Here is a 19,704-nt window from a genome sequence, read left to right on the forward strand (position 1 = left end):
GTAGTAAATGAGTATATTTAAAAATGAAATAACCATAGAAAGCAGGGAGGTTTTAGACGAATATTTATCTGCGTTTGAATATAGGACTTCAGGTTTGTCTTTCTCTTCGCTATATATGTGGAGAGATCAGAATGAATTTTCATGGGAAATTATAGGAGATTACCTTGTAATAGCAGGGTTGAGCCATTTAGAAATAGAGAAGCATGAATATTTTTTATTTCCGCCGTTGACTAAGACTGGTGTTTATAATCCAGAGAGCCTTAGGGAAACTTTATATATTGCCAGACAAAGGTTTAAAGAAAAGGACTCTAGCTTTACAATCAGGTTACTGCCAGTACATATGAAAAAGATAGTTGAGGAGGCTTTCCCAGGTGATGTTGAATTTATTTCGGATAGACCTAATTATGACTATTTATATTTAAAACAGGATTTGATTGATTTAAAGGGCAGGACATATCATGCAAAGAAAAATCACTTAAACTACTTTCTAAACAATTACAACTATAAGTATGTCAGCCTGACACCTGATATGTTAGATACTGTAATGGTATTTCTAGAAGAGTTTAATGCACGGAAAAACATAGAGCCCCATGAAATGAAATGGCTCCTTATGGAGACTGATGCTATGCGTGATGTGGTGACAAATCTTGATAAGCTTAATTATATTGCGGGAGCCATTGTAATAGATGGTAAAGTGGAAGCCTTTAGTATAGGCGGCAGATTAGGAGAAAACACTGTTACAGTACATGTGGAAAAGGCAAATAGCAATATCAGAGGACTATATCCAGCTATAAATAACGAATTTTGTAAACATTTAGATGAATCCATAAATTATGTGAACCGTGAAGAGGATATGGGGATAACTAACTTGCGAAAGGCAAAACTTTCATATAAGCCGATTGAATTAGTAGAAAAGTATATCGTCAAATTCACAAAGTAAATTAAATTTTTTATTTTAGAAAAGCTCCCGGAAGAGGAGTTTTTTTGTAGAAATTTTTTGTTAATAAAGTAACAAAATGGACCTAAGATATATTGACAAGAAGATAAACAAGGATTAGAATGTAATATATATTGTGAAATATATAACGAATATATAAGATTTTGTCTTGCAAGTGTATTGCATTTAGTAGAAATTGTGATATGATATAATATAATGAGGGCAATATGTTATATTTGTCCATCAAACTAACTAGGTTAATTATGTTATGTTAATTTTTAAGAAAATACTCTTAAATTAAATTCATAATTTATTTATAACACATTTTATTTGCAAGTGGTTTTAAGGAGGACTAAAAACATGAGAGAAGTAGTAATTGTAAGTGCAGCTAGAACACCTCTTGGCAGCTTTGGAGGAGCTTTAAAGGATATTCCTACAAGAACTCTTGGCGCTATCGCAGTTAAAAGCGCTATCGAAAGAGCTGGAATCAAGCCTGAACAGGTTGACGAAGTTGTTATGGGTTGTGTATTACAGGGTGGCCTTGGACAGAACGTAGCAAGACAGATTTGTCTTGATGCAGGACTTCCTAAAGAAGTTCCAGCAATGACTATAAATAAAGTATGCGGTTCAGGACTTAGAGCTGTATCTTTAGCAGCACAGCTTATTAAAGCGGGAGATGCTGATATCGTTGTTGCAGGTGGTGCAGAAAACATGTCAAAGACAGCTTATGCTATGCCAGCAGCTAGATATGGTGCTAGAATGAATAACACTCAGTTGATTGATATGATGGTAAACGATGGTCTTACTGACGCATTTAATAATTACCACATGGGTATCACTGCTGAAAATATTGCTGAACAGTGGGGCATTACAAGAGAAGAATTAGATGAATTCTCAGTAACTTCACAGAACAGAGCAGAAGCAGCAATCAAGGCTGGTAAGTTCAAAGATGAAATCGTTCCAGTAGAAATCCCTCAGAGAAAAGGCGATCCAATCGTATTTGATACTGATGAATTCCCTAAATTCGGGACAACTATTGATAAAGTTGCAAAATTAAAGCCTGCATTCAAGAAAGATGGCGTTGTTACAGCAGCTAATGCTTCAGGTATCAATGATGCTGGCGCAGCAGTAGTAGTTATGTCAAAGGAAAAGGCTGACGAATTAGGACTTAAGCCTCTTTGCACAATTAAGTCATACGCTTCAGCTGGTGTTGATCCAACTATCATGGGTATTGGACCAGTTCCTTCATCAAAGAAAGCTCTTGAAAAGGCTGGATTAACAATTGATCAGATTGATTTAGTAGAAGCTAACGAAGCTTTTGCTGCTCAGTCATTAGCAGTTAGAAAGGATCTTGGACTTGATCCTGAAAAGACAAACGTAAACGGTGGAGCTATTGCAATTGGTCACCCAATCGGAGCTTCCGGAACAAGAATCCTTATCTCACTTATCTTTGAAATGATGAAGAGAGACGCTAAGACAGGTCTTGCTACACTTTGTATCGGTGGTGGACAGGGAACTGCGCTTATCGTTGAAAGATAGTCTCAATTACATAAATGTGTAATTAAAAAATTGGCGGTTGGTTTTCCAACCGTCTTTTTTAGTTATTGACAAGAGTATAAACTTATGCTACTATTGTCTAGTAATACTTTAGAGAATTAAAGCGTTACTACGAAAAGCAATAACATTAGAAAGAGGAAAGCTAAAATGTTTTAGCTAGGAGGGTGGCATAATGAAAAAAATATTAACTATTTCACTTACAGTAACTTTGGTGGTTGGAATGATTGCGATGGTTGGATGCGGCAAGACAAAGCAGGAAACGGATAAAGATAACGCTGAACTGACAGGATGGTCATACATTGAAGATAAGGGAGAACTAGTTATCGGATTAGATGATACTTTCGCACCAATGGGGTTTCGTGATGAATCTGGAAATTTAGTAGGGTTTGACATTGATCTTGCAAATGCAGTAGGAGAACAACTTGGTGTTAAAGTTACTTTTCAACCGATTGACTGGGACGCTAAGGAGATGGAATTAACATCAAAAAGAATTGACTGCATTTGGAATGGCATGTCTGTAACGGATGAAAGAATGAAAAAAATGGCTTTGACGGATAAGTATATAAACAACAGCATTATTATAATGGCCAAAGACAGCTCGGTTAAAGTAGAAAAAGCTGAGGATTTAGCTAAATATAATGTAGGAACACAGGCTGATTCTTCTGCTCTTGAAGTGTTAAAGTCAAATAAAGCTTATGATACATATGCTGATAAAATTTCTGAATATAAGACTTATGATGAGGCCATTATGGATTTGCAGGCAGGCAGAATTGACTGCATTGCAGTTGACCAGGTATTAGGTGAATATAAGAATACGAAATTAGACAAGAAGATGGTCGTATGTGACTATGGCTTTGGTGATGATTTCTACGCTATCGGATGTCGCGCGGAAGATAAGGATGTAGCAGCTAAGATAACAGAGGCTCTTGCGGCTGTAATCAAAAGCGGAAAAGCGGAAGAAATCAGTAATAAGTGGTTTGGCCGTAATATTGTTATACTTGAGGGATATGATAAATAAGGAGTAATAGTACAGTGAATCAGATTTTTTCACAGCTGGCAGAGACTATGAACTATGTGGGCGTGCTAATGCCGTCTTTATTAGAGGGAGCTTGGGTAACAGTCAAGCTCTTTACTTTTACATTAGTATTGTCCGTGCCATTCGGACTGCCTATTGCGTTAGGCAGTAATAGTAAATTCATGCTTTTCAGATGGATTTCGAAAGTTTATATTTGGATATTCAGAGGGACCCCTCTGATGCTTCAATTATTTTTCTTCTATTTTTATATACCTATTGCAACGGACTTAAGGCTAGATGCTTTTACAACTGCGGTTATAACCTTTGTACTAAATTATGCTGCGTATTTAGCGGAAATCTACAGAGGTGGAATAGAAAGTATTGACAGAGGGCAGTATGAAGCAGCCCAGTCTCTTGGTTTAGATAAAAGACAAACTATGTCTGGCATTATACTGCCTCAAATTGTAAAAAGAGTATTACCAGCAGTATCCAACGAAGCCATTACCCTGATAAAGGATACGGCATTAGTTTCAGTACTTTCTGTAGCCGAATTATTTAAAGCATCAAGGGGGGCAGTAAACAGAGATGTAAACGCTACGGCATTTGTCATAGCAGCACTAATTTATTTGATGTTTACCTTTGTATTGACATTATTATCAAGTTATCTTGAAAGACGGTATTCAAAGTACGAGGGTAAAGAGGTGTTAGTTAAGAATAAACCAAGGAGGGGTGACAGATGGAATCCGTTATTCTGGATATGAAAAATATTGTAAAGCAGTTTTCAGGCTGTCTTGCTCTTGATAACGTGAACTTTGCTATGAACAAAGGAGAAACAGTGGCTATTATAGGGCCATCTGGTTCAGGAAAAAGTACGCTTTTAAGATGTATTAACTGTCTAGAGAGAATTACCAGTGGCAGGATTACATTGAACGGAGATACTTTTGTTGATACAAAATCAGGGCAAAAGGCCACTTACCTTTCAGATAAGGAACTTAAAAATATATGTGCAGAAACAGGAATGATTTTTCAGCATTTTAATTTATTTCCTCACATGACTTGCCTGGAAAATGTATGCTATGCACCTATAAAGGTAAAAAAACAAAGCAGAGCAGAAGCGGAGAAGAGGGGCCGCAAATTATTGGAAATGGTGGGATTAGATTATAAGGCGGCAGCTTACCCCGCACAGCTTTCTGGTGGACAGAAACAGAGAGTTGCTATCGCTAGAGGCCTTGCTATGAATCCTGAAATTATGCTGTTTGATGAGCCTACCAGTGCTCTTGATCCAGAAATAACCGGGGAAGTGCTAAACGTTATGAGAAGACTGTCAGAGGAACATACCACTATGGTTATCGTGACTCATGAAATGGCATTTGCAAGAGAAGTAGCAGACCGTGTGATTTTTATGGATGCTGGAAGGATTGTAGAAGAAGGAACCGCAGATGAAATATTTCAAAATCCAAAGAGTGAGAGATTGAAAGACTTTTTAAGCTCTGTATTACGATAAGTGTAAACTACCTCTTGAATGGTGTAGAATCAATACATCATTCAAGGGGTTTTTTAATATGCCAAGAAAAATCCAATTGCACTGTTTTGAAATAAAACATATAATTTTGTCGGGTTTCTCTAAATAATTTTGAATGTATTAGTTGAGATGTCTCAGAAAAAAGGAGGTGACCCTGTGTCAAGGGATTCGGACGAAAGGCTTATAGCACTTTTAGATATAGATTCACAACAAGGATATGTTGAACTGATAGATAAATATTTAGGGTTTGTTTATAAAATTGCGTATAGCAAACTTTTAGGAATATGTAGCAAAGAAGATATTGAGGAATTCGTGTGTGATATCTTTTATGAATTTTACTGTAACCGGGATAAGATTAATCTTGAAAAGGGTTCAATAAAAGCTCTTTTAACAGTATTTACTAAACGAAGAGCAATAAATCTATTTAATAAAAAAACAAAAGAACAAGAAGGCATTTCTCTATACGATGATAGCCTGCAGAACATCTTGATTGACAATGAAAATGTGGAACAACAGATTTTAGATACGGAGAGAAAAGCAAAATTAATTACTGCAATCAAATCTCTAGGAGCTCCAGACAGCCAAATCCTCATCAGAAAGCATTACTTGGGGCAGACCCTAAGAGAGATCAGCATTGACTTGGATATGAGAGTTAAAACTGTAGAAAAACGGTATGAGAGAGCGTTAAAAAAATTGAGGAATGTCATTGGAGGTGTTGAAAATGCGTAATAACAGAAATAATATACCTGACAATAGCGTAGAGATTTTAAATGGTTTGGATGAACTAAATTTTGAGGAAGTAGAGACCCTTTTAACGGGAATCAACAGAGTGACTCTTTCTCCTGATGAGGAGATGCATTTGAAAGCAAAAATACTGGAGAAAGCGGGAGGCGGAGAATGGAAAAAGGTGCAGGATGCAGAAAGAAAAGCTGCAATGAAAAAAAAGGTTGTGTACACTAAAAGCAGAATATATATGAGAAGGGCAGCTGCTTGTATTGCGGCAGTAATGATTTGCTCTATTGCTGCAATAGCAGCCACAAATATGGATGGATTACAACGATACTGGGGGAAAGATACAATAACTTACAGAGACAGCACCATAGAAACAATTCAGAGTGTTGAAAATGAAGACGTCAAGGCCAACATCGAGGGTATTGTTACCGACAATTATCAGTGCGTTTTTGTATTTAGTGTAGAAGCGCTTACAGAAGAAGGACGAAAGATCATAGATACCAATATAAGCAAGCACTATATTATCGCACTGAAAATAAAGCCTAAAATGATAGAAGGTTATCCAAGTACGGGAATATTTCAGTATCCCGATGATAACAAAAACAAGGATTATAAAGCCTATAAGTGTGATCTTGAACTTGAAAATGTAGATGTTACGCAGCCTGTAACCGTAGAATTTGCAGGGCTAACTATGAATTTTGATATTCCCCAATACATGCAGGTAATCACACTCTATCCTGATTCGAAAGCAGGATTTGAAAGTGTTGAGCTATCACCAATCGGCTACTATTATAAAGCTGCAGAATATGCGGAAGAGATAAGACTGATTAAGAAAGATGGTACGTTAGAAGATGATGAGATGGGGTATTTCGGTTCAATGAGCCAAAAAGACAATGGGGAGGTAACAAGTATAGTAGGCTCTTTTTCAAGACTGATAGATTTAAACGACTATTTGGGTATACAAATTGATGGGATAAACTACACTGCAAAGAAGTCAACTATATAAGTCATAAAAAAACAATGTGAATTATTTATTTCCTTAAATAACTTACATTGTTTTTTGTTTTTAGTATCCAATTATATTTTTATTTTCATAGCATTTTAATGCTTCACCTATAATGGCATTAGCGGTATCAAACTTTGACATGATTGGAAGCTCATCATAGCCGCCTTTGGTGATGATTGTTACTATATTGGTGTCTGTACCAAATCCAGCACCAGCAACTTTCAAGTTATTGGCCACAATCAGATCTACATTCTTTTTCACAAGTTTTGCCTGTGAATTTTCCAGCATGTTTTCTGTCTCCATAGAGAAACCACACAAAACCTGCCCTTGCTTTTTTATAGAGCCTAAATGTTTCAGGATATCTTCCGTCCTTTTTAAAGGGATAGCTAAATCTTCATCTTTCTTTTTCACTTTATTGTCATAAGTAACAGAAGGGGTATAATCCGCAACGGCGGCAGCTTTAAATACCATATCAGCAGATTCAAATCTTTCACTTATAGCATCATACATATCTTTGGCAGAAGTGACAGAAACAATGTCAATAAACATAGGTGGTTGAATAGCTGTTTTTCCTGTAACTAATGTGACTTGCGCCCCACGGAGCATGCAGGCTTTTGCTATGGCATAACCCATTTTTCCTGTAGAATGATTCGTAATATATCTGACCGGATCTATAGCTTCCTGAGTAGGTCCAGCAGTTACAATAACATTTTTCCCTGCTAGGTCTTTTTTCATAGCGAGATGTTTTAGAATATACTCAAATAATATTTCGGGCTCAGGCATTTTTCCTTCGCCTACATCGTTGCAGGCAAGTAAGCCTGTAGCGGGGGTGATGATTTCGAATCCATAATCACCTAATTTCTTTAAATTATCCTGTGTAATAGGATTTTGATACATATTGGTATTCATGGCAGGAGATACTAGTTTTATAGCCTTAGATGCTAAAACAGTGGTTGTAAGCATGTCATCTGCGATGCCGTTTGCAAATTTTGCGATAACATTTGCACTAGCAGGAGCAATCATCATTAAATCAGCCTTTTTTGCAATGGAGATATGTGTCACATCAAATTTAAAATCTCTATCAAATGTATCAACAAGGCATTTGTTACCTGTTAGTGTTTCAAAAGTCAGCGGTGTTATAAATTCACAGGCATTTTTAGTCATTATTACATGTACATCACAATGGTGCTTCTTTAAAGCACTTGCTAAATACGCGGTTTTATAAGCAGCAATACTGCCTGTTATTCCTAGAACAACGGTTTTTCCTGTTAACATAATGAAGTTACCTTTCTAAATCAATTTAATTTATAAATTGTATATAGCCACAACATTTTTGTGGCGGACATACCATTATTTTAAATACTTATTGCACGAAAAGCAACTAGAATGTTATAATATTAATTTAGATAGTGACGGCGTTGCCGTAAGGAAATCAACATTGAAAAAAGAAAATTAGGGGGAAGGATAATGGCTGACATGAACAAGGACGTTAATTCTGAAGTGACAGAAACACAGGCAGCTTCCAATTTTATTCATAATATTATAGATAAAGATTTGGAAACTCAAAAATATGGAGATAAGGTATACACCAGATTTCCTCCGGAACCAAATGGATATCTTCATATAGGACACGCTAAATCAATATGTTTAAATTTTTCAACTGCACAAAAATATGGTGGAATGTGCAATTTAAGATATGATGATACAAATCCCGTGAAAGAGGATGTGGAATATGTGGATTCCATTGAAGAAGATGTGAAATGGCTGGGATTCCAATGGGATAAAAGACTTTGGGCATCCGAATATTTTGATAAAATGTACGAAGCGGCGATTGAACTTATAAAAAAGGGTAAGGCTTTTGTATGTGACTTAAATGCAGAACAAATTAGAGAATATAGAGGGACTTTAAGAGAACCTGGTAAGGAAAGCCCATATAGAAACAGAAGTGCAGAAGAAAATCTTGCGCTTTTTGAGGAAATGCGGGAAGGCAAGTATACTGATGGAGAAAAGGTCCTTCGTGCCAAAATAGACATGGCTTCTCCGAATATTAATTTAAGAGATCCAGTTATTTACAGAATAGCACATACTACTCATCATAACACAGGCGATAAATGGTGTATTTATCCGATGTATGATTTTGCACATCCAATTGAGGATGCCATTGAAGGAATCACACATTCAATATGTACACTTGAATTTGAGGATCACAGGCCACTGTATGAATGGGTGCTTAATGAGCTTGGCTGGTGGCAGGCTCCTCCACAGCAGATTGAGTTTGCAAGATTAAATATTACAAATACTGTAATGTCTAAGAGATATTTAAAAGCTATGGTTGATGATGCAGTTGTTGAAGGCTGGGATGACCCTCGTATGCCTACTATTGCAGGCTTAAGAAGAAGGGGATATACCCCGGAATCTGTAAGAGATTTCTGCGAAAGAATTGGGGTATCAAAGGCAAATAGCCTAGTAGATATCGCATTACTTGAACATTGTGTGAGGGAAGATCTTAAGAATAAAGTTCTGAGCAGAAATGTTGTAGAGAATCCGATTAAGATTGTTATAACGAACTATCCTGAACATCAAACGGAAGAAGTGGAAATTGAAAACAGCAAGGAAGTTCCAGAAATGGGTAACCGAATGGTTCCGTTTTCAAGAGAACTTTATGTAGATGGTGAAGACTTTATGGAAGTTCCTGTTAAGAAGTACTTTAGGTTATTTCCAGGTAACGAAGTTCGATTTAAGGGAGCATACTTTATTACTTGTAATGAAGTAATTAAGAATGAAGATGGCAGTATAAAAGAACTTCACTGTACTTATGATCCAGAAACCAAAAGTGGAAGTGGCTTTGAAGGGCGTAAGGTAAAAGGTACCATTCATTGGGTAGACGCTAAAACCGCAGTTAAAATCAGGATTCGTCAATATGGATACCTGATGATAGAAGATGAAAATGGCGAAAATGTTATGAACCCTGATTCATTAAAGGAAATTGAGGCTTATGCAGAACCTGCGATTGCAGAAGCAAAACCGGGCGAACGCTTCCAGTTCTTTAGACACGGCTATTATATTGCCGATACAAAACTTTCAAATGATACGGAGAAAGTATTTAATAGAATTGTAGACTTAAAGAGCTCTTGGAAGAAATAAGGGAATTTAAACGCAGGCTGGTGGGTTTTGGCAAAAAGCTGAAACTTATCAGCCTTTTATAATAATTTGAAAGGTGAAACAGATATGAACTATTACGAAAAGTCATTAGAGGCACATGAAAAGAATAAGGGGAAATTAGCGGTAAGAAGTAAACTAAAAGTTACAAACAGAGATGAACTTTCTATTGCATATACGCCAGGTGTTGCAGAACCTTGCAGAAAAATACATGAAAATCCGGAAGACGTATATAAATACACAGCTAAAGGAAACATGGTAGCAGTAGTAAGTGACGGGTCTGCTGTATTAGGCTTGGGGAATATAGGAGCAAAGGCAGCCATTCCTGTAATGGAAGGGAAGGCTGTACTATTCAAGGAATTCGCAGATGTGGATGCGATCCCTATCTGCCTTGAAACTCAGGACACAGAGGAGATAATAAATATAGTAAAAAATCTTGCCCCAACATTTGGAGGCATTAATCTTGAAGATATTTCAGCACCTAGATGTTTTGAAATCGAACGCAGATTGCAGGAACTTGTGGATATTCCGGTATTCCATGATGATCAGCATGGCACAGCTGTAGTTGTTTCCGCAGCAGCTATTAATGCGTTAAAAATCGTAGGAAAAACACTGGAAGAAATAAAAGTAGTAATAAATGGAGCCGGTGCAGCGGGTACTGCCATTGCTAAGATGTTTTTAAACTTAGGTGTAAAAAATGTTATAGTATGTGACAGATCTGGTGCTATTTGCAGGACAAATGAAAAGTTGTCACCAGCAAAAATGGAACTGGCAATGATAACAAATGAAAACTTAGAAACGGGTACTTTACAGGATGTCCTTGCAGCAGCAGATATGTTTGTCGGGGTATCAGCACCAAAGAGTCTGACGGAAGAAATGGTCAGGAGTATGGCTAAAGATCCTATCGTCTTTCCTATGGCAAATCCTGAGCCTGAAATTATGCCTGAATTAGCAAAAAAAGCAGGAGCTAGGGTTATAGGAACAGGAAGATCCGATTTTCCAAATCAGATAAATAATGTACTTGCTTTTCCTGGAATTTTTAAAGGGGCGTTATCTGTAAGAGCTTCAAGGATTACGGAAGAAATGAAGGTCGCAGCAGCTTTTGCGCTGGCAAACCTAGTTAAAGAAGATGAGTTAAAGGAAGATTATATTATTCCAAGCCCATTCACTGAGGGGGTTGCTGACATAGTGGCAGCTGCAGTTGCTGGTACTTGGAAATAAACTATTTAATCCGATGAATCATTCATGAAGTAAATTATTAATGATAAAATTAACAAATGAAGAAAAAAGCATAGGAGCGCAAAAGTTATACTTAAGTATGCTGCGCTCCTTTTTTAATTACAACCAGAGCTTTTTTTGCATACTCCGTCAAGCTTATCCCTAAATATAGGAAGAAGTGTTGTTGCTTTTTCGGACTCTTCTTTAAGGGCTGCCTCTAATTCAGCAGCTACTTGTTGTAAAGGAAGAAGACCTAAAGTGCCAGCAAGACCTTTTACAGAATGAGCTATTCTGTGTGCTTCTGTATAGTTCTTGTCTAAAAGCAACTCTTGAATATCGTTATCAACATGAGCATAAGAAGTTTTGAATTTCGTTAAGTGTTTTATGTATTGTTTCTCTGAACAGCCTAAATTCTTAGCTGCTTCGGCTAAATTTAAATCAGAGGTACACTCACTTTCCAATTCCAAATCAGAAGGCACTGGAATCGGTTTTGAATCCTTACAACCACCGAAGTATGGCAGCAGAGTACGGTGAAAATCCTGATAACGGAAGGGCTTGCTTATAAAGCCATCCATAATTCCTTTGTATTTGTTTTTGGTTGCAGTATCTATATTTGTCGCAGTTAAGGCAATGATCGGACAAGTAATACCAATTTCTGTTTTTAAGATCTCAGCAGCAGTATAACCATCCATATTTGGCATATGTATGTCCATGAGGATTACGGTATAGTAATCTTCAGGAACTTTAATACACATATCTATAGCTTCCTGACCATCACAAGCATGCTCACAAATAATTTGGGAATCAGCTAACATATTCTGAGTCACTTCATAATTTAATTCAGTATCTTCAACTACCAGCACTCTGTGGCCTTTTCCGTCAAGAAGCGGCAAGGAATTTGAAGCACCGCTTGAAACCTCGCATCCAGCTGGGTCCGCAGTACGTGCCCAAATTGTAAATTGGAACTTACTGCCAATACCCTTTTGGCTTTCTACCCAGATGTCTCCGCCCATAGCATTTACTACATGTTTACAAATGGCAAGGCCAAGGCCAGTCCCTTGATGCTGCTTGGTCAGATGATTTTCTAATTGTTCAAATTCCTGGAAGACTTTTGATAAATCCGTCTCTTCTATGCCTAATCCAGTATCCTCAATAGTGAACTTTAATAAAATAGAGTTTGCTTGTCCTCCAAGCTGTTCAATAATGAGGCGGATATGCCCGGAATTTGTAAATTTGCAGGCATTATTCACCAGATTAAGGAGAACTTGTGCAAGTCTTGTCTTATCCATGGATAAGCATAAATCAGCAGAAAATTTGAAGTCTTTAATGAATTCAAGACCTTTACTATATATAATTGGTCTAAAAATCTCTTCATATTCATCAAGCATATTCTGTAGATTAAAATCTGAAGGATATAAAACAAAATTTGATTTTTGTATTTTTGATATATCTAAAACATCATTAATGATGTTTAACAGAAGCTCTGAAGAAATATGTATTTTGGATAAAATATCATTCTGCTTATTGGTTAGTTCAGTGCCCTTTAAAATATGAACCATGCCACTAATTACATTTAATGGTGTTTTTATTTCGTGAGATACATTTGCGATAAACGAAGATTTTGCATTTGCAAAAAACTCAATTTCTTTTAATTGCTGCTTTAATTCATTATCTTTTCTTTTACTTTCAGTACAGTCTTGTATCAAACTAACAAACTTTGGCTCATCTTTATCATCGAATATAGCGAAACAATTGTAGTTAATGCAGTGTATTTCACCTTCGTGGGTATATGAAAGTAAGATATTTTTCTGGTTTTCTGCAAAAGAATGGGATGGCAATGTTGTTGCTATTTCTTCTGGAAGTATAGCAAAGGATGTCTGACCAAGTGGATTCGGTGACTGAATATTTAGAAGCTGCTTATAAGTAGCATTCATATATTCATATTTATAATGCTTGTCCACTATGGCCATACCTACATCGGCGTTTTCAATTGCTTTACTGTAAAGCTGATTAAAGTATGCATTATATTGGTTGGCTTTTAAATATAGTGAGACGGCTCTTGAGGCACATAAAGCCAATATTGTACCAATAAAAATCGAGAAAGTCGATATAATATGAAGAAGATACTGTAAGTGGGCTTCTTTTCCTTTAATACGCTCCACGTAATGTAAAGTATATTCATTAGAAAAGTCGGTTTTTGTGGAATATAGATCAGCAAAGGTACTGCGATATATATAGGATGTATTTTTCTGATCTACAGCTGATAAAGTAATGTCTACCAGCTGGTTATAACAATCCAGAGTGGATAACAGTAAATTTTGTTCCTTGGAATCCAAAGAAAATTTTGTGGGTACACGATCTGCTGACTTGTTATGGTCTTTTGGAATTTCAAAATCACTAAGTTCCTCACTGTTAGCAAATCGAAGGTAATTAGTGTTTACGTTGGTACAGCTTATAAAGTTGTTTGCATAATTGGTGAATTTATACTTGGCAGAGGCATCACCAGTAGATATATAATCTTTTGCTTCTGCAATTAATCCGTTAAATACTTTATCATATGTATTGTTAAAACTTAAAAGGCTATTTTTACTTTTTTCGTAATTAATAAGCTGGCTATTTGCTGATACATAACATACCAGACAACATACAAAAATTAGAGACAATATAGTAATTGTCACTAAAATATATTTCAGTTTGTGCAGCATACCGGATTCCTCCTTTCTTATGTCAAAATTCATTTACAAATGCATTGTAATCTGTCGAAAAATAAATGTAAATAGGTTCGACAAAAGCAGACAATTTACTACTACTTTTATTTTTGAAAATGATGTATAATACTAATCAATAATGCATTTTGAAAGGGAAAATAAAAAATGATTACAAGTAAACAAAGAAGTTATCTAAGAAGTTTGGCTCATAGCCTAGAACCATCTGTATATTTAGGCAAAAGCGGGCTTACAGATAACGTTATTAAAGAGGTAGATGTTAACCTTGAAGCTAGAGAACTAGTAAAGGTAAAACTTCAAGAGGGCTGCAGCCTTGAGCCTAAAGATGTTGCAAACCAAATTGCAGAGCAGCTAGGGGCAGAATTTGTCCAAGCCATTGGCAAGAAGTTTACTCTTTATCGGGAATCAAAAGAAAATAAACAGATTGAACTTCCTAAAGCTAAAAAATAGTGGTATAGCTTATGAAAAATATATTACTGACAATAGAATATGATGGGACTTCTTTTGCCGGATGGCAGAAACAGCCTGAAAAAAGAACGGTTCAAGGGGAATTAGAACGGGTGCTTAGTATAGTTTGCAACTGTTCTATTCAAGTAAATGGAACAAGCCGGACGGATGCAGGTGTTCATGCCTTAGGGCAGCGGGCCAGCTTTAAAGGAGATTTTGGTATCCCCACGGACAGACTTATGCTTGCAGCTAATAATATATTAGCTGGAGGTATGAATTCTATTGGCAAAATTGGAGATTTGAGAATTACTTCGGCAAAGGATGTACCAGAGAACTTTCACGCTAGATTTGATGCAAAAGGGAAAAAATATGTCTATAAAATCTTAAATTGTCAAGAAACGCAAATTTTTAGCAGAAATCTAGTCTATCAAGTGAGAAAAAATCTGGATGCAGAGGCTATGAAGCAAGCCGCAGCCTATATTGTAGGAACTCATGACTTTAAATGTTTTCAAGCGGCGGGCGGCGAAGAAAAAAAGACTACAGTTAGAACGATATACAGTCTTAATATTAATGAAGGAAAAACAGAGACAGGTCAAAAGACTCTTTTATTAGAGGTTAAGGGTGATGGATTCTTATATAATATGGTTAGAATTATTACAGGGACCCTGGTGGATGCGGGCTTAGGAAAGATTAATCCTGAAACCTTACCAGAAATCATTGAATCCAAGGAAAGGCAAAGGGCAGGTCATACTGCGCCACCGCAAGGCCTGTATTTGGCAAAAGTTTACTATAACCTTGAAGATTTGATTTGTCTTTGATACAATAGATAGGTTAAGATAAAAATGCTTTTCTAAGAATAGCAGAATTCTGGAGGAATAAAGATGGAAAGACCTAGTTGGGACGAGTATTTTATGGGAATAGCAGCTTTAACTGCACAGCGCTCAACTTGTTTAAGACGGCAGGTAGGTGCTGCAATCGTATGTGACAAACATATTGTAGCTACAGGATATAATGGTGCCCCTAGAGGAATAAAGCATTGCGAAGAAAGAGGCGGATGTCTAAGACAGAAGCTGAGTATTCCCTCGGGGGAAAGACATGAACTGTGTATGGCACTTCATGCAGAACAAAACGCTATAATTCAAGCAGCAACTCTTGGACAAAGCATTGAAGGTGCGACTATATATATTACACATCAGCCTTGCGTTATTTGTGCAAAGATGATTATTAATGCTGGAATTGAGAGAATTGTTGTTAAAGAGGGGTACCCTGACGAATTATCAATAGAAATACTAAAAGAAGCGGGACTTAAAATAGAAAAGATAGGGGATTAGATTAATCATGGTTTTTTGGATAGCATTTTTAACAGCTTTTGTGCTGTCAATTATTTGTACGCCTATGGCGATTAAACTGGCACCTATGATTGGTGCAGTGGATATACCAAAGGATTCAAGGCGTATGCATACAAAGCCAATGCCTAGATTTGGTGGGTTGGCTATATTTATAGGTGCAATGGTATCTATATCATGGGTAACATGGTATGGTTGGCCGATACTGGAACAACAATTTCAACAAATGGGAGCGATTATATTAGAACAGCCTACAAGACATATGCTAGGAGCACTTTTAGGCGGTACATTGATATATATATTAGGTGTCATAGATGATTTGAAAGGAATGCCTGCAAAGGTGAAATTTTTAGGACAGGCTCTTATTGCTTGTGTTCCTTATGCTTTTGGAGTAAGAATCCAATTTGTAACAAATCATTTTGGTTCGAGTTTCGGGGATACACATAGCTATTTTGCAGGGGCCTTGTGCTTTTTTATAACTATAATCTGGATTGTGGGTATTACCAATACGGTGAACTTAATTGATGGTTTAGATGGACTGGCTTCCGGCGTAGCAGCTATTTCTTCTTTATGCCTTGCGTATACAGCATACATTCACGGCTCATATTTGCCAGCGCTTGCGATGCTTGCTTTAGCAGGGGGGGCACTAGGGTTTTTACCTTATAATTTTCATCCTGCTAAGATTTTTATGGGGGATGGAGGTTCATTATTCTTGGGATTTATGTTAGCGACCCTTTCTATAGTAGGTCCAGTAAAAGGCGCGACTATCATGGCTGAAATAATTCCGGTACTTGTTCTTGGCCTGCCGATTTTTGATACTGCTTTTGCCATCTTTAGGAGATTAGTGAACCATAGACCTATTATGGAAGCAGATAAAGGCCATCTTCATCACAGACTTATGGCAGCAGGACTGGGGCAGAGAAGAACCGTTCTTACTCTATATGGTATAAGTGGTGTAATGGGTGTAGCAGCAGTTCTTTTTAGCAGAGACTTGTTTGTAGAAACAGCAGGTCTTATTGGTATAGCGGCTATGTATATCTATGTATTTTTGACGGATGCAAATAACTGGAGACTGCAGATAAAAGCAGTAAATATTGCTCACGAAGAAAAGCAGCAGAAAAAAATGGAAAAGAAATTAAAAACTATAAATATAATAGAAGATATATCAAAAGAAGATGTATGCGGAGTAGGCGAATGCATGGAAGATGAATGCACAGAAGATGAATCTAAAGAAGATGAATCTAAAGAAGATGTACCGCAGGAAGATGGGTCAAAGGAATAGGAGAGTGTAACAATGAAAGTAATGACTGTCTTTGGAACAAGACCAGAAGCCATAAAGATGGCACCTTTAGTAAAAAAGCTAAATGAAACAGAGGGAATAGAATCTGTACTTTGCGTAACAGCGCAGCATAGAGAAATGCTGGATCAGGTATTGGAACTATTCCAATTAACCCCTGATTATGATTTAAATATAATGAAGCAAAACCAAACAATCAGTCAGATTACTTCAAATGTGTTAATTGGGCTTGAAGAGGTATTAAAAAAAGAAAAACCAGACGTAGTGTTAGTCCATGGAGATACAACAACTACTTTTGCAGCAGGGCTTGCAAGTTTTTATCAGCAGATAAAAGTAGGTCACGTAGAAGCAGGGCTTAGAACGTATGACAAGTATTCCCCTTACCCTGAAGAAATAAATAGGGTATTGACTGGGCATATTGCAGATTTTCATTTTTCGCCTACAGAAAGAAACAGAGTTAATCTTTTAAAGGAAGCAATTGATGACGACAATATTTACATAACAGGAAATACTGTAATAGATGCACTTCTGGAGGTTGTTGACAAACCTTATCAGTTTGAGGATGAAACACTTAAACATATTGATTTTGATGGCAGACGTGTTATTACTGTAACTTGCCACAGAAGAGAAAATTTAGGGGAAAATATGGAACATATTTTCGGAGCAATTAGAAAAATTGCAGAAGAATTTCATGATGTAGAAATTATCTACCCTATGCACATGAACCCAAAAGTCAGAGAAACAGCAAACAAGATTTTAAATGGAATGGAAAGAGTTCATTTAATTGATCCATTACAGTATCAGCCTTTTGTAAATCTTATGGCTAAATCTTATTTTATTATAACCGATTCAGGTGGAATGCAGGAAGAAGCTCCATCCTTGGGAAAACCAGTGCTCGTGGTCAGAAAAGAGACAGAGAGGCCAGAAGCTGTTGAAGCAGGAACAGTTAAGTTAGCAGGTGTTGAAATGGAAACCATCTACAACATGTCTAAACAACTTTTGACAGACAAATCCGCTTATGAAGCTATGGCCCATGCTGCGAATCCGTATGGAGACGGGCACGCATGTGAAAGGATTGTTGACATATTAAAGAAGAAACTTTAGTAACCATTGAAAATAAATATTTATTCAAAAAACTAGCGGTTATAGCTCTCCCAATAGCAGTGCAGAGCTTAATCGCTTCTTCATTAAGTCTGGTAGATAATTTAATGGTTGGAAGCCTTGGAGAAACTGAATTGGCAGCTGTGGGCATATCCATACAGATGTATTTTATACACTGGATGGTAATGTTTGGGTTTACCAGTGGGGCTTCAACCTATATGGCCCAGTTCTGGGGAGTTAAGGACTTAAAAAACATAAAAAAAACTACAGGGCTAGCAGTATGCATATGCTTTTCTATTAGTGTAGTTTTTTTTACTATTGCTATGTTTTTTCCGCATATGGTAATGCGTCTGTTTACAGATATACCAGAATTGGCTGAATTAGGAACCGGATATGTTCGAACAGGTGCGTTTACTTTCCTTACTATAAGCATTACAGTACCCTTTACCGCAGCGCTTAGAACAACTCAGCAGACACAATTACCGCTTTATATAAGCATATTTGTATTTACTACCAATACTTTTTTAAATTATGTATTTATATTTGGAAATTTTGGAGCTCCGAAGCTAGGGGTAGTGGGTGCTGCATTAGCTACACTTATTGCAAGATGCTTTGAACTTCTACTAATTCTATTTGTGGTATTTGGCAGGAAAAACATAGTAGCCGGGCATTTTTCAGAGTATTTTGGGTGGTCAAAAGAGCTTGTAGGCCGAATTGTTAAAAATGCTGTTCCAACAACGATGAATGAAACTTTATGGAGTGTAGGGACTGCCATGTATGCAGCAGCTTATGCTCGTGTAGGTGTTACAGAATATGCAGCAGTACAAGTAAGTAACACAATTAATAATTTATTTGTAATGGCAGCTTTCAGTGTCGGTGATGCTACACTGATTCTCGTTGGACAGAAACTAGGAGAAGGAAGACTAGATTTTGCTTATGAACTCGGGAGAAAACTCCTGCATGTAGGTGCGGCTTTAGGTATTGTCTTCGGGGGGCTGCTTATAATCTGTGCAAAACCTATCATAAGCTTGTTTGATTTAACTCCGGAAGGACAAAAGTATACATTTTATGTTTTGATTGTATATGGACTATTTATGTGGCTTGCAGTGTATAATGGAATCAACATAACAGGTATTTTAAGGTCTGGAGGAGACACAATCTTCGCTATGGTTACTGAAATGGGTTCCATCTGGCTTTATGCGGTTCCTATGGCATTTCTATCAACTTTAGTCCTGCATCTGCCAATTTACTTTGCGGTATTACTGGTAAAGACTGAAGACCTTATAAAGTTTTTTATATTACTTAAGCGGTTCTGGTCAAAAAAATGGGCTAAGAATGTAATACACGATATATAAGACATACATATAAAAGCAAAATAATTAAACAATAAAAACATAGTTTGCCATAATTCAGTGAACTATGTTTTTTTATTTGTGAAATGGGTAACAATAAAATCATTTGAACTGCATCTTTACAAGTTTGTTGTGACTAAGGACGTAAAATAAAATAAAAGCAATTAATTTGCTCATGATAGTTTTTGCATATGATTGAATAAAAATAAACTATCAATGCAAGTGTAACCCGAGAATTTCAATCATCATGAGAGATTTTTCGACAAAAGTATGCAATATACATCAAAAA

The 19,704-nt window shown here is 36.7% G+C and carries 17 protein-coding genes; 15 read left to right on the forward strand and 2 right to left on the reverse strand.

Features of this window, described 5'->3' with window-relative positions:
- Window positions 1-7 precede the first annotated feature (7 nt).
- The 7 genes from RTW14_RS12065 to RTW14_RS12095 all read left to right on the forward strand — a co-directional run bounded on the left by RTW14_RS12065 (window position 8) and on the right by RTW14_RS12095 (window position 6,769).
- Window positions 8-940 carry a DUF2156 domain-containing protein gene (locus tag RTW14_RS12065; RefSeq protein ID WP_312651705.1) on the forward strand — a complete coding sequence of 311 codons (933 nt, stop codon included), beginning with the start codon at window positions 8-10 and terminating at the stop codon, window positions 938-940.
- Between the two features lie 357 nt (window positions 941-1,297).
- A complete protein-coding gene (locus tag RTW14_RS12070) occupies window positions 1,298-2,476 on the forward strand; it encodes an acetyl-CoA C-acetyltransferase (RefSeq protein WP_312651707.1) in 1,179 nt (392 codons plus the stop codon).
- A 190-nt stretch (window positions 2,477-2,666) separates the two neighbouring features.
- Window positions 2,667-3,512, forward strand: a complete 846-nt coding sequence (locus RTW14_RS12075) for an amino acid ABC transporter substrate-binding protein (protein ID WP_312651710.1) — start codon at window positions 2,667-2,669, stop codon at window positions 3,510-3,512.
- A gap of 14 nt (window positions 3,513-3,526) precedes the next feature.
- Window positions 3,527-4,270, forward strand: a complete 744-nt coding sequence (locus RTW14_RS12080; protein WP_312651712.1) for an amino acid ABC transporter permease — start codon at window positions 3,527-3,529, stop codon at window positions 4,268-4,270.
- A complete protein-coding gene (locus tag RTW14_RS12085; protein WP_312651714.1) occupies window positions 4,246-5,013 on the forward strand; it encodes an amino acid ABC transporter ATP-binding protein in 768 nt (255 codons plus the stop codon). Before RTW14_RS12080 ends, RTW14_RS12085 begins: the two co-directional genes overlap by 25 nt.
- A 174-nt stretch (window positions 5,014-5,187) precedes the next feature.
- Complete coding sequence (locus RTW14_RS12090) at window positions 5,188-5,760, forward strand: RNA polymerase sigma factor (RefSeq protein WP_312651716.1); 573 nt, start codon at window positions 5,188-5,190, stop codon at window positions 5,758-5,760.
- Complete coding sequence (locus RTW14_RS12095) at window positions 5,753-6,769, forward strand: hypothetical protein (RefSeq protein WP_312651718.1); 1,017 nt, start codon at window positions 5,753-5,755, stop codon at window positions 6,767-6,769. Before RTW14_RS12090 ends, RTW14_RS12095 begins: the two co-directional genes overlap by 8 nt.
- Window positions 6,770-6,829: 60 nt before the next feature.
- On the opposite strand, the gene coaBC is transcribed toward RTW14_RS12095, so the two are convergent.
- Entirely contained in the window at window positions 6,830-8,044 is a 1,215-nt protein-coding gene (gene coaBC, locus RTW14_RS12100) for a bifunctional phosphopantothenoylcysteine decarboxylase/phosphopantothenate--cysteine ligase CoaBC (protein ID WP_312651720.1), read from the reverse strand.
- A gap of 192 nt (window positions 8,045-8,236) precedes the next feature.
- Between coaBC and RTW14_RS12105 the strand changes: the two genes are divergently transcribed.
- Together RTW14_RS12105 and RTW14_RS12110 are read left to right on the forward strand one after the other, a co-directional pair.
- Window positions 8,237-9,913 (forward strand): glutamine--tRNA ligase/YqeY domain fusion protein, encoded by a 1,677-nt coding sequence (locus tag RTW14_RS12105; protein WP_331654442.1) that lies wholly within the window; start codon window positions 8,237-8,239, stop codon window positions 9,911-9,913.
- Window positions 9,914-9,997: 84 nt separating this feature from the next.
- Entirely contained in the window at window positions 9,998-11,149 is a 1,152-nt protein-coding gene (locus tag RTW14_RS12110) for an NAD(P)-dependent malic enzyme (protein WP_312651722.1), read from the forward strand.
- 113 nt (window positions 11,150-11,262) lie between these two features.
- On the opposite strand, the gene RTW14_RS12115 is transcribed toward RTW14_RS12110, so the two are convergent.
- Complete coding sequence (locus RTW14_RS12115; protein ID WP_312651724.1) at window positions 11,263-13,851, reverse strand: ATP-binding protein; 2,589 nt, start codon at window positions 13,849-13,851, stop codon at window positions 11,263-11,265.
- A 168-nt stretch (window positions 13,852-14,019) separates the two neighbouring features.
- Here RTW14_RS12115 and yhbY point away from each other — a divergent pair, with 168 nt between their 5' ends.
- The 6 genes from yhbY to RTW14_RS12145 all read left to right on the forward strand — a co-directional run bounded on the left by yhbY (window position 14,020) and on the right by RTW14_RS12145 (window position 19,418).
- A complete protein-coding gene (gene yhbY / locus RTW14_RS12120) occupies window positions 14,020-14,322 on the forward strand; it encodes a ribosome assembly RNA-binding protein YhbY (protein ID WP_312651726.1) in 303 nt (100 codons plus the stop codon).
- An 11-nt stretch (window positions 14,323-14,333) separates the two neighbouring features.
- The gene (gene truA, locus RTW14_RS12125; RefSeq protein ID WP_312651729.1) at window positions 14,334-15,137 is read left to right on the forward strand and encodes a tRNA pseudouridine(38-40) synthase TruA; all 804 of its coding nucleotides are present in this window, start codon (window positions 14,334-14,336) and stop codon (window positions 15,135-15,137) included.
- A 63-nt stretch (window positions 15,138-15,200) separates the two neighbouring features.
- Complete coding sequence (locus tag RTW14_RS12130) at window positions 15,201-15,650, forward strand: deoxycytidylate deaminase (protein ID WP_312651731.1); 450 nt, start codon at window positions 15,201-15,203, stop codon at window positions 15,648-15,650.
- Between the two features lie 7 nt (window positions 15,651-15,657).
- The gene (locus RTW14_RS12135) at window positions 15,658-16,947 is read left to right on the forward strand and encodes an MraY family glycosyltransferase (RefSeq protein ID WP_312651733.1); all 1,290 of its coding nucleotides are present in this window, start codon (window positions 15,658-15,660) and stop codon (window positions 16,945-16,947) included.
- 12 nt (window positions 16,948-16,959) lie between these two features.
- Complete coding sequence (wecB, locus tag RTW14_RS12140) at window positions 16,960-18,066, forward strand: non-hydrolyzing UDP-N-acetylglucosamine 2-epimerase (RefSeq protein WP_312651735.1); 1,107 nt, start codon at window positions 16,960-16,962, stop codon at window positions 18,064-18,066.
- 59 nt (window positions 18,067-18,125) lie between these two features.
- Window positions 18,126-19,418: an MATE family efflux transporter gene (locus RTW14_RS12145; RefSeq protein WP_312651737.1), complete on the forward strand. Its 1,293-nt coding sequence runs from the start codon at window positions 18,126-18,128 to the stop codon at window positions 19,416-19,418.
- The last annotated feature ends 286 nt before the right edge of the window (window positions 19,419-19,704 follow it).

Source organism: Aminipila sp. (genome assembly GCF_032051575.1).
Classification (GTDB): domain Bacteria; phylum Bacillota; class Clostridia; order Peptostreptococcales; family Anaerovoracaceae; genus Aminipila.

What these genes read in the sequence shown, in the direction of transcription:
- RTW14_RS12065 (WP_312651705.1), top strand. Translation starts at nt 8, where the DNA reads ATGAGTATATTTAAAAATGAAATAACCATAGAAAGCAGGGAGGTTTTA.
- RTW14_RS12070 (WP_312651707.1), top strand. Translation starts at nt 1,298, where the DNA reads ATGAGAGAAGTAGTAATTGTAAGTGCAGCTAGAACACCTCTTGGCAGC.
- RTW14_RS12075 (WP_312651710.1), top strand. Translation starts at nt 2,667, where the DNA reads ATGAAAAAAATATTAACTATTTCACTTACAGTAACTTTGGTGGTTGGA.
- RTW14_RS12085 (WP_312651714.1), top strand. Translation starts at nt 4,246, where the DNA reads ATGGAATCCGTTATTCTGGATATGAAAAATATTGTAAAGCAGTTTTCA.
- RTW14_RS12095 (WP_312651718.1), top strand. Translation starts at nt 5,753, where the DNA reads ATGCGTAATAACAGAAATAATATACCTGACAATAGCGTAGAGATTTTA.
- coaBC (WP_312651720.1), bottom strand. Translation starts at nt 8,044, where the DNA reads ATGTTAACAGGAAAAACCGTTGTTCTAGGAATAACAGGCAGTATTGCT.
- RTW14_RS12105 (WP_331654442.1), top strand. Translation starts at nt 8,237, where the DNA reads ATGGCTGACATGAACAAGGACGTTAATTCTGAAGTGACAGAAACACAG.
- RTW14_RS12110 (WP_312651722.1), top strand. Translation starts at nt 9,998, where the DNA reads ATGAACTATTACGAAAAGTCATTAGAGGCACATGAAAAGAATAAGGGG.
- RTW14_RS12115 (WP_312651724.1), bottom strand. Translation starts at nt 13,851, where the DNA reads ATGCTGCACAAACTGAAATATATTTTAGTGACAATTACTATATTGTCT.
- yhbY (WP_312651726.1), top strand. Translation starts at nt 14,020, where the DNA reads ATGATTACAAGTAAACAAAGAAGTTATCTAAGAAGTTTGGCTCATAGC.
- truA (WP_312651729.1), top strand. Translation starts at nt 14,334, where the DNA reads ATGAAAAATATATTACTGACAATAGAATATGATGGGACTTCTTTTGCC.
- RTW14_RS12130 (WP_312651731.1), top strand. Translation starts at nt 15,201, where the DNA reads ATGGAAAGACCTAGTTGGGACGAGTATTTTATGGGAATAGCAGCTTTA.
- RTW14_RS12135 (WP_312651733.1), top strand. Translation starts at nt 15,658, where the DNA reads ATGGTTTTTTGGATAGCATTTTTAACAGCTTTTGTGCTGTCAATTATT.
- wecB (WP_312651735.1), top strand. Translation starts at nt 16,960, where the DNA reads ATGAAAGTAATGACTGTCTTTGGAACAAGACCAGAAGCCATAAAGATG.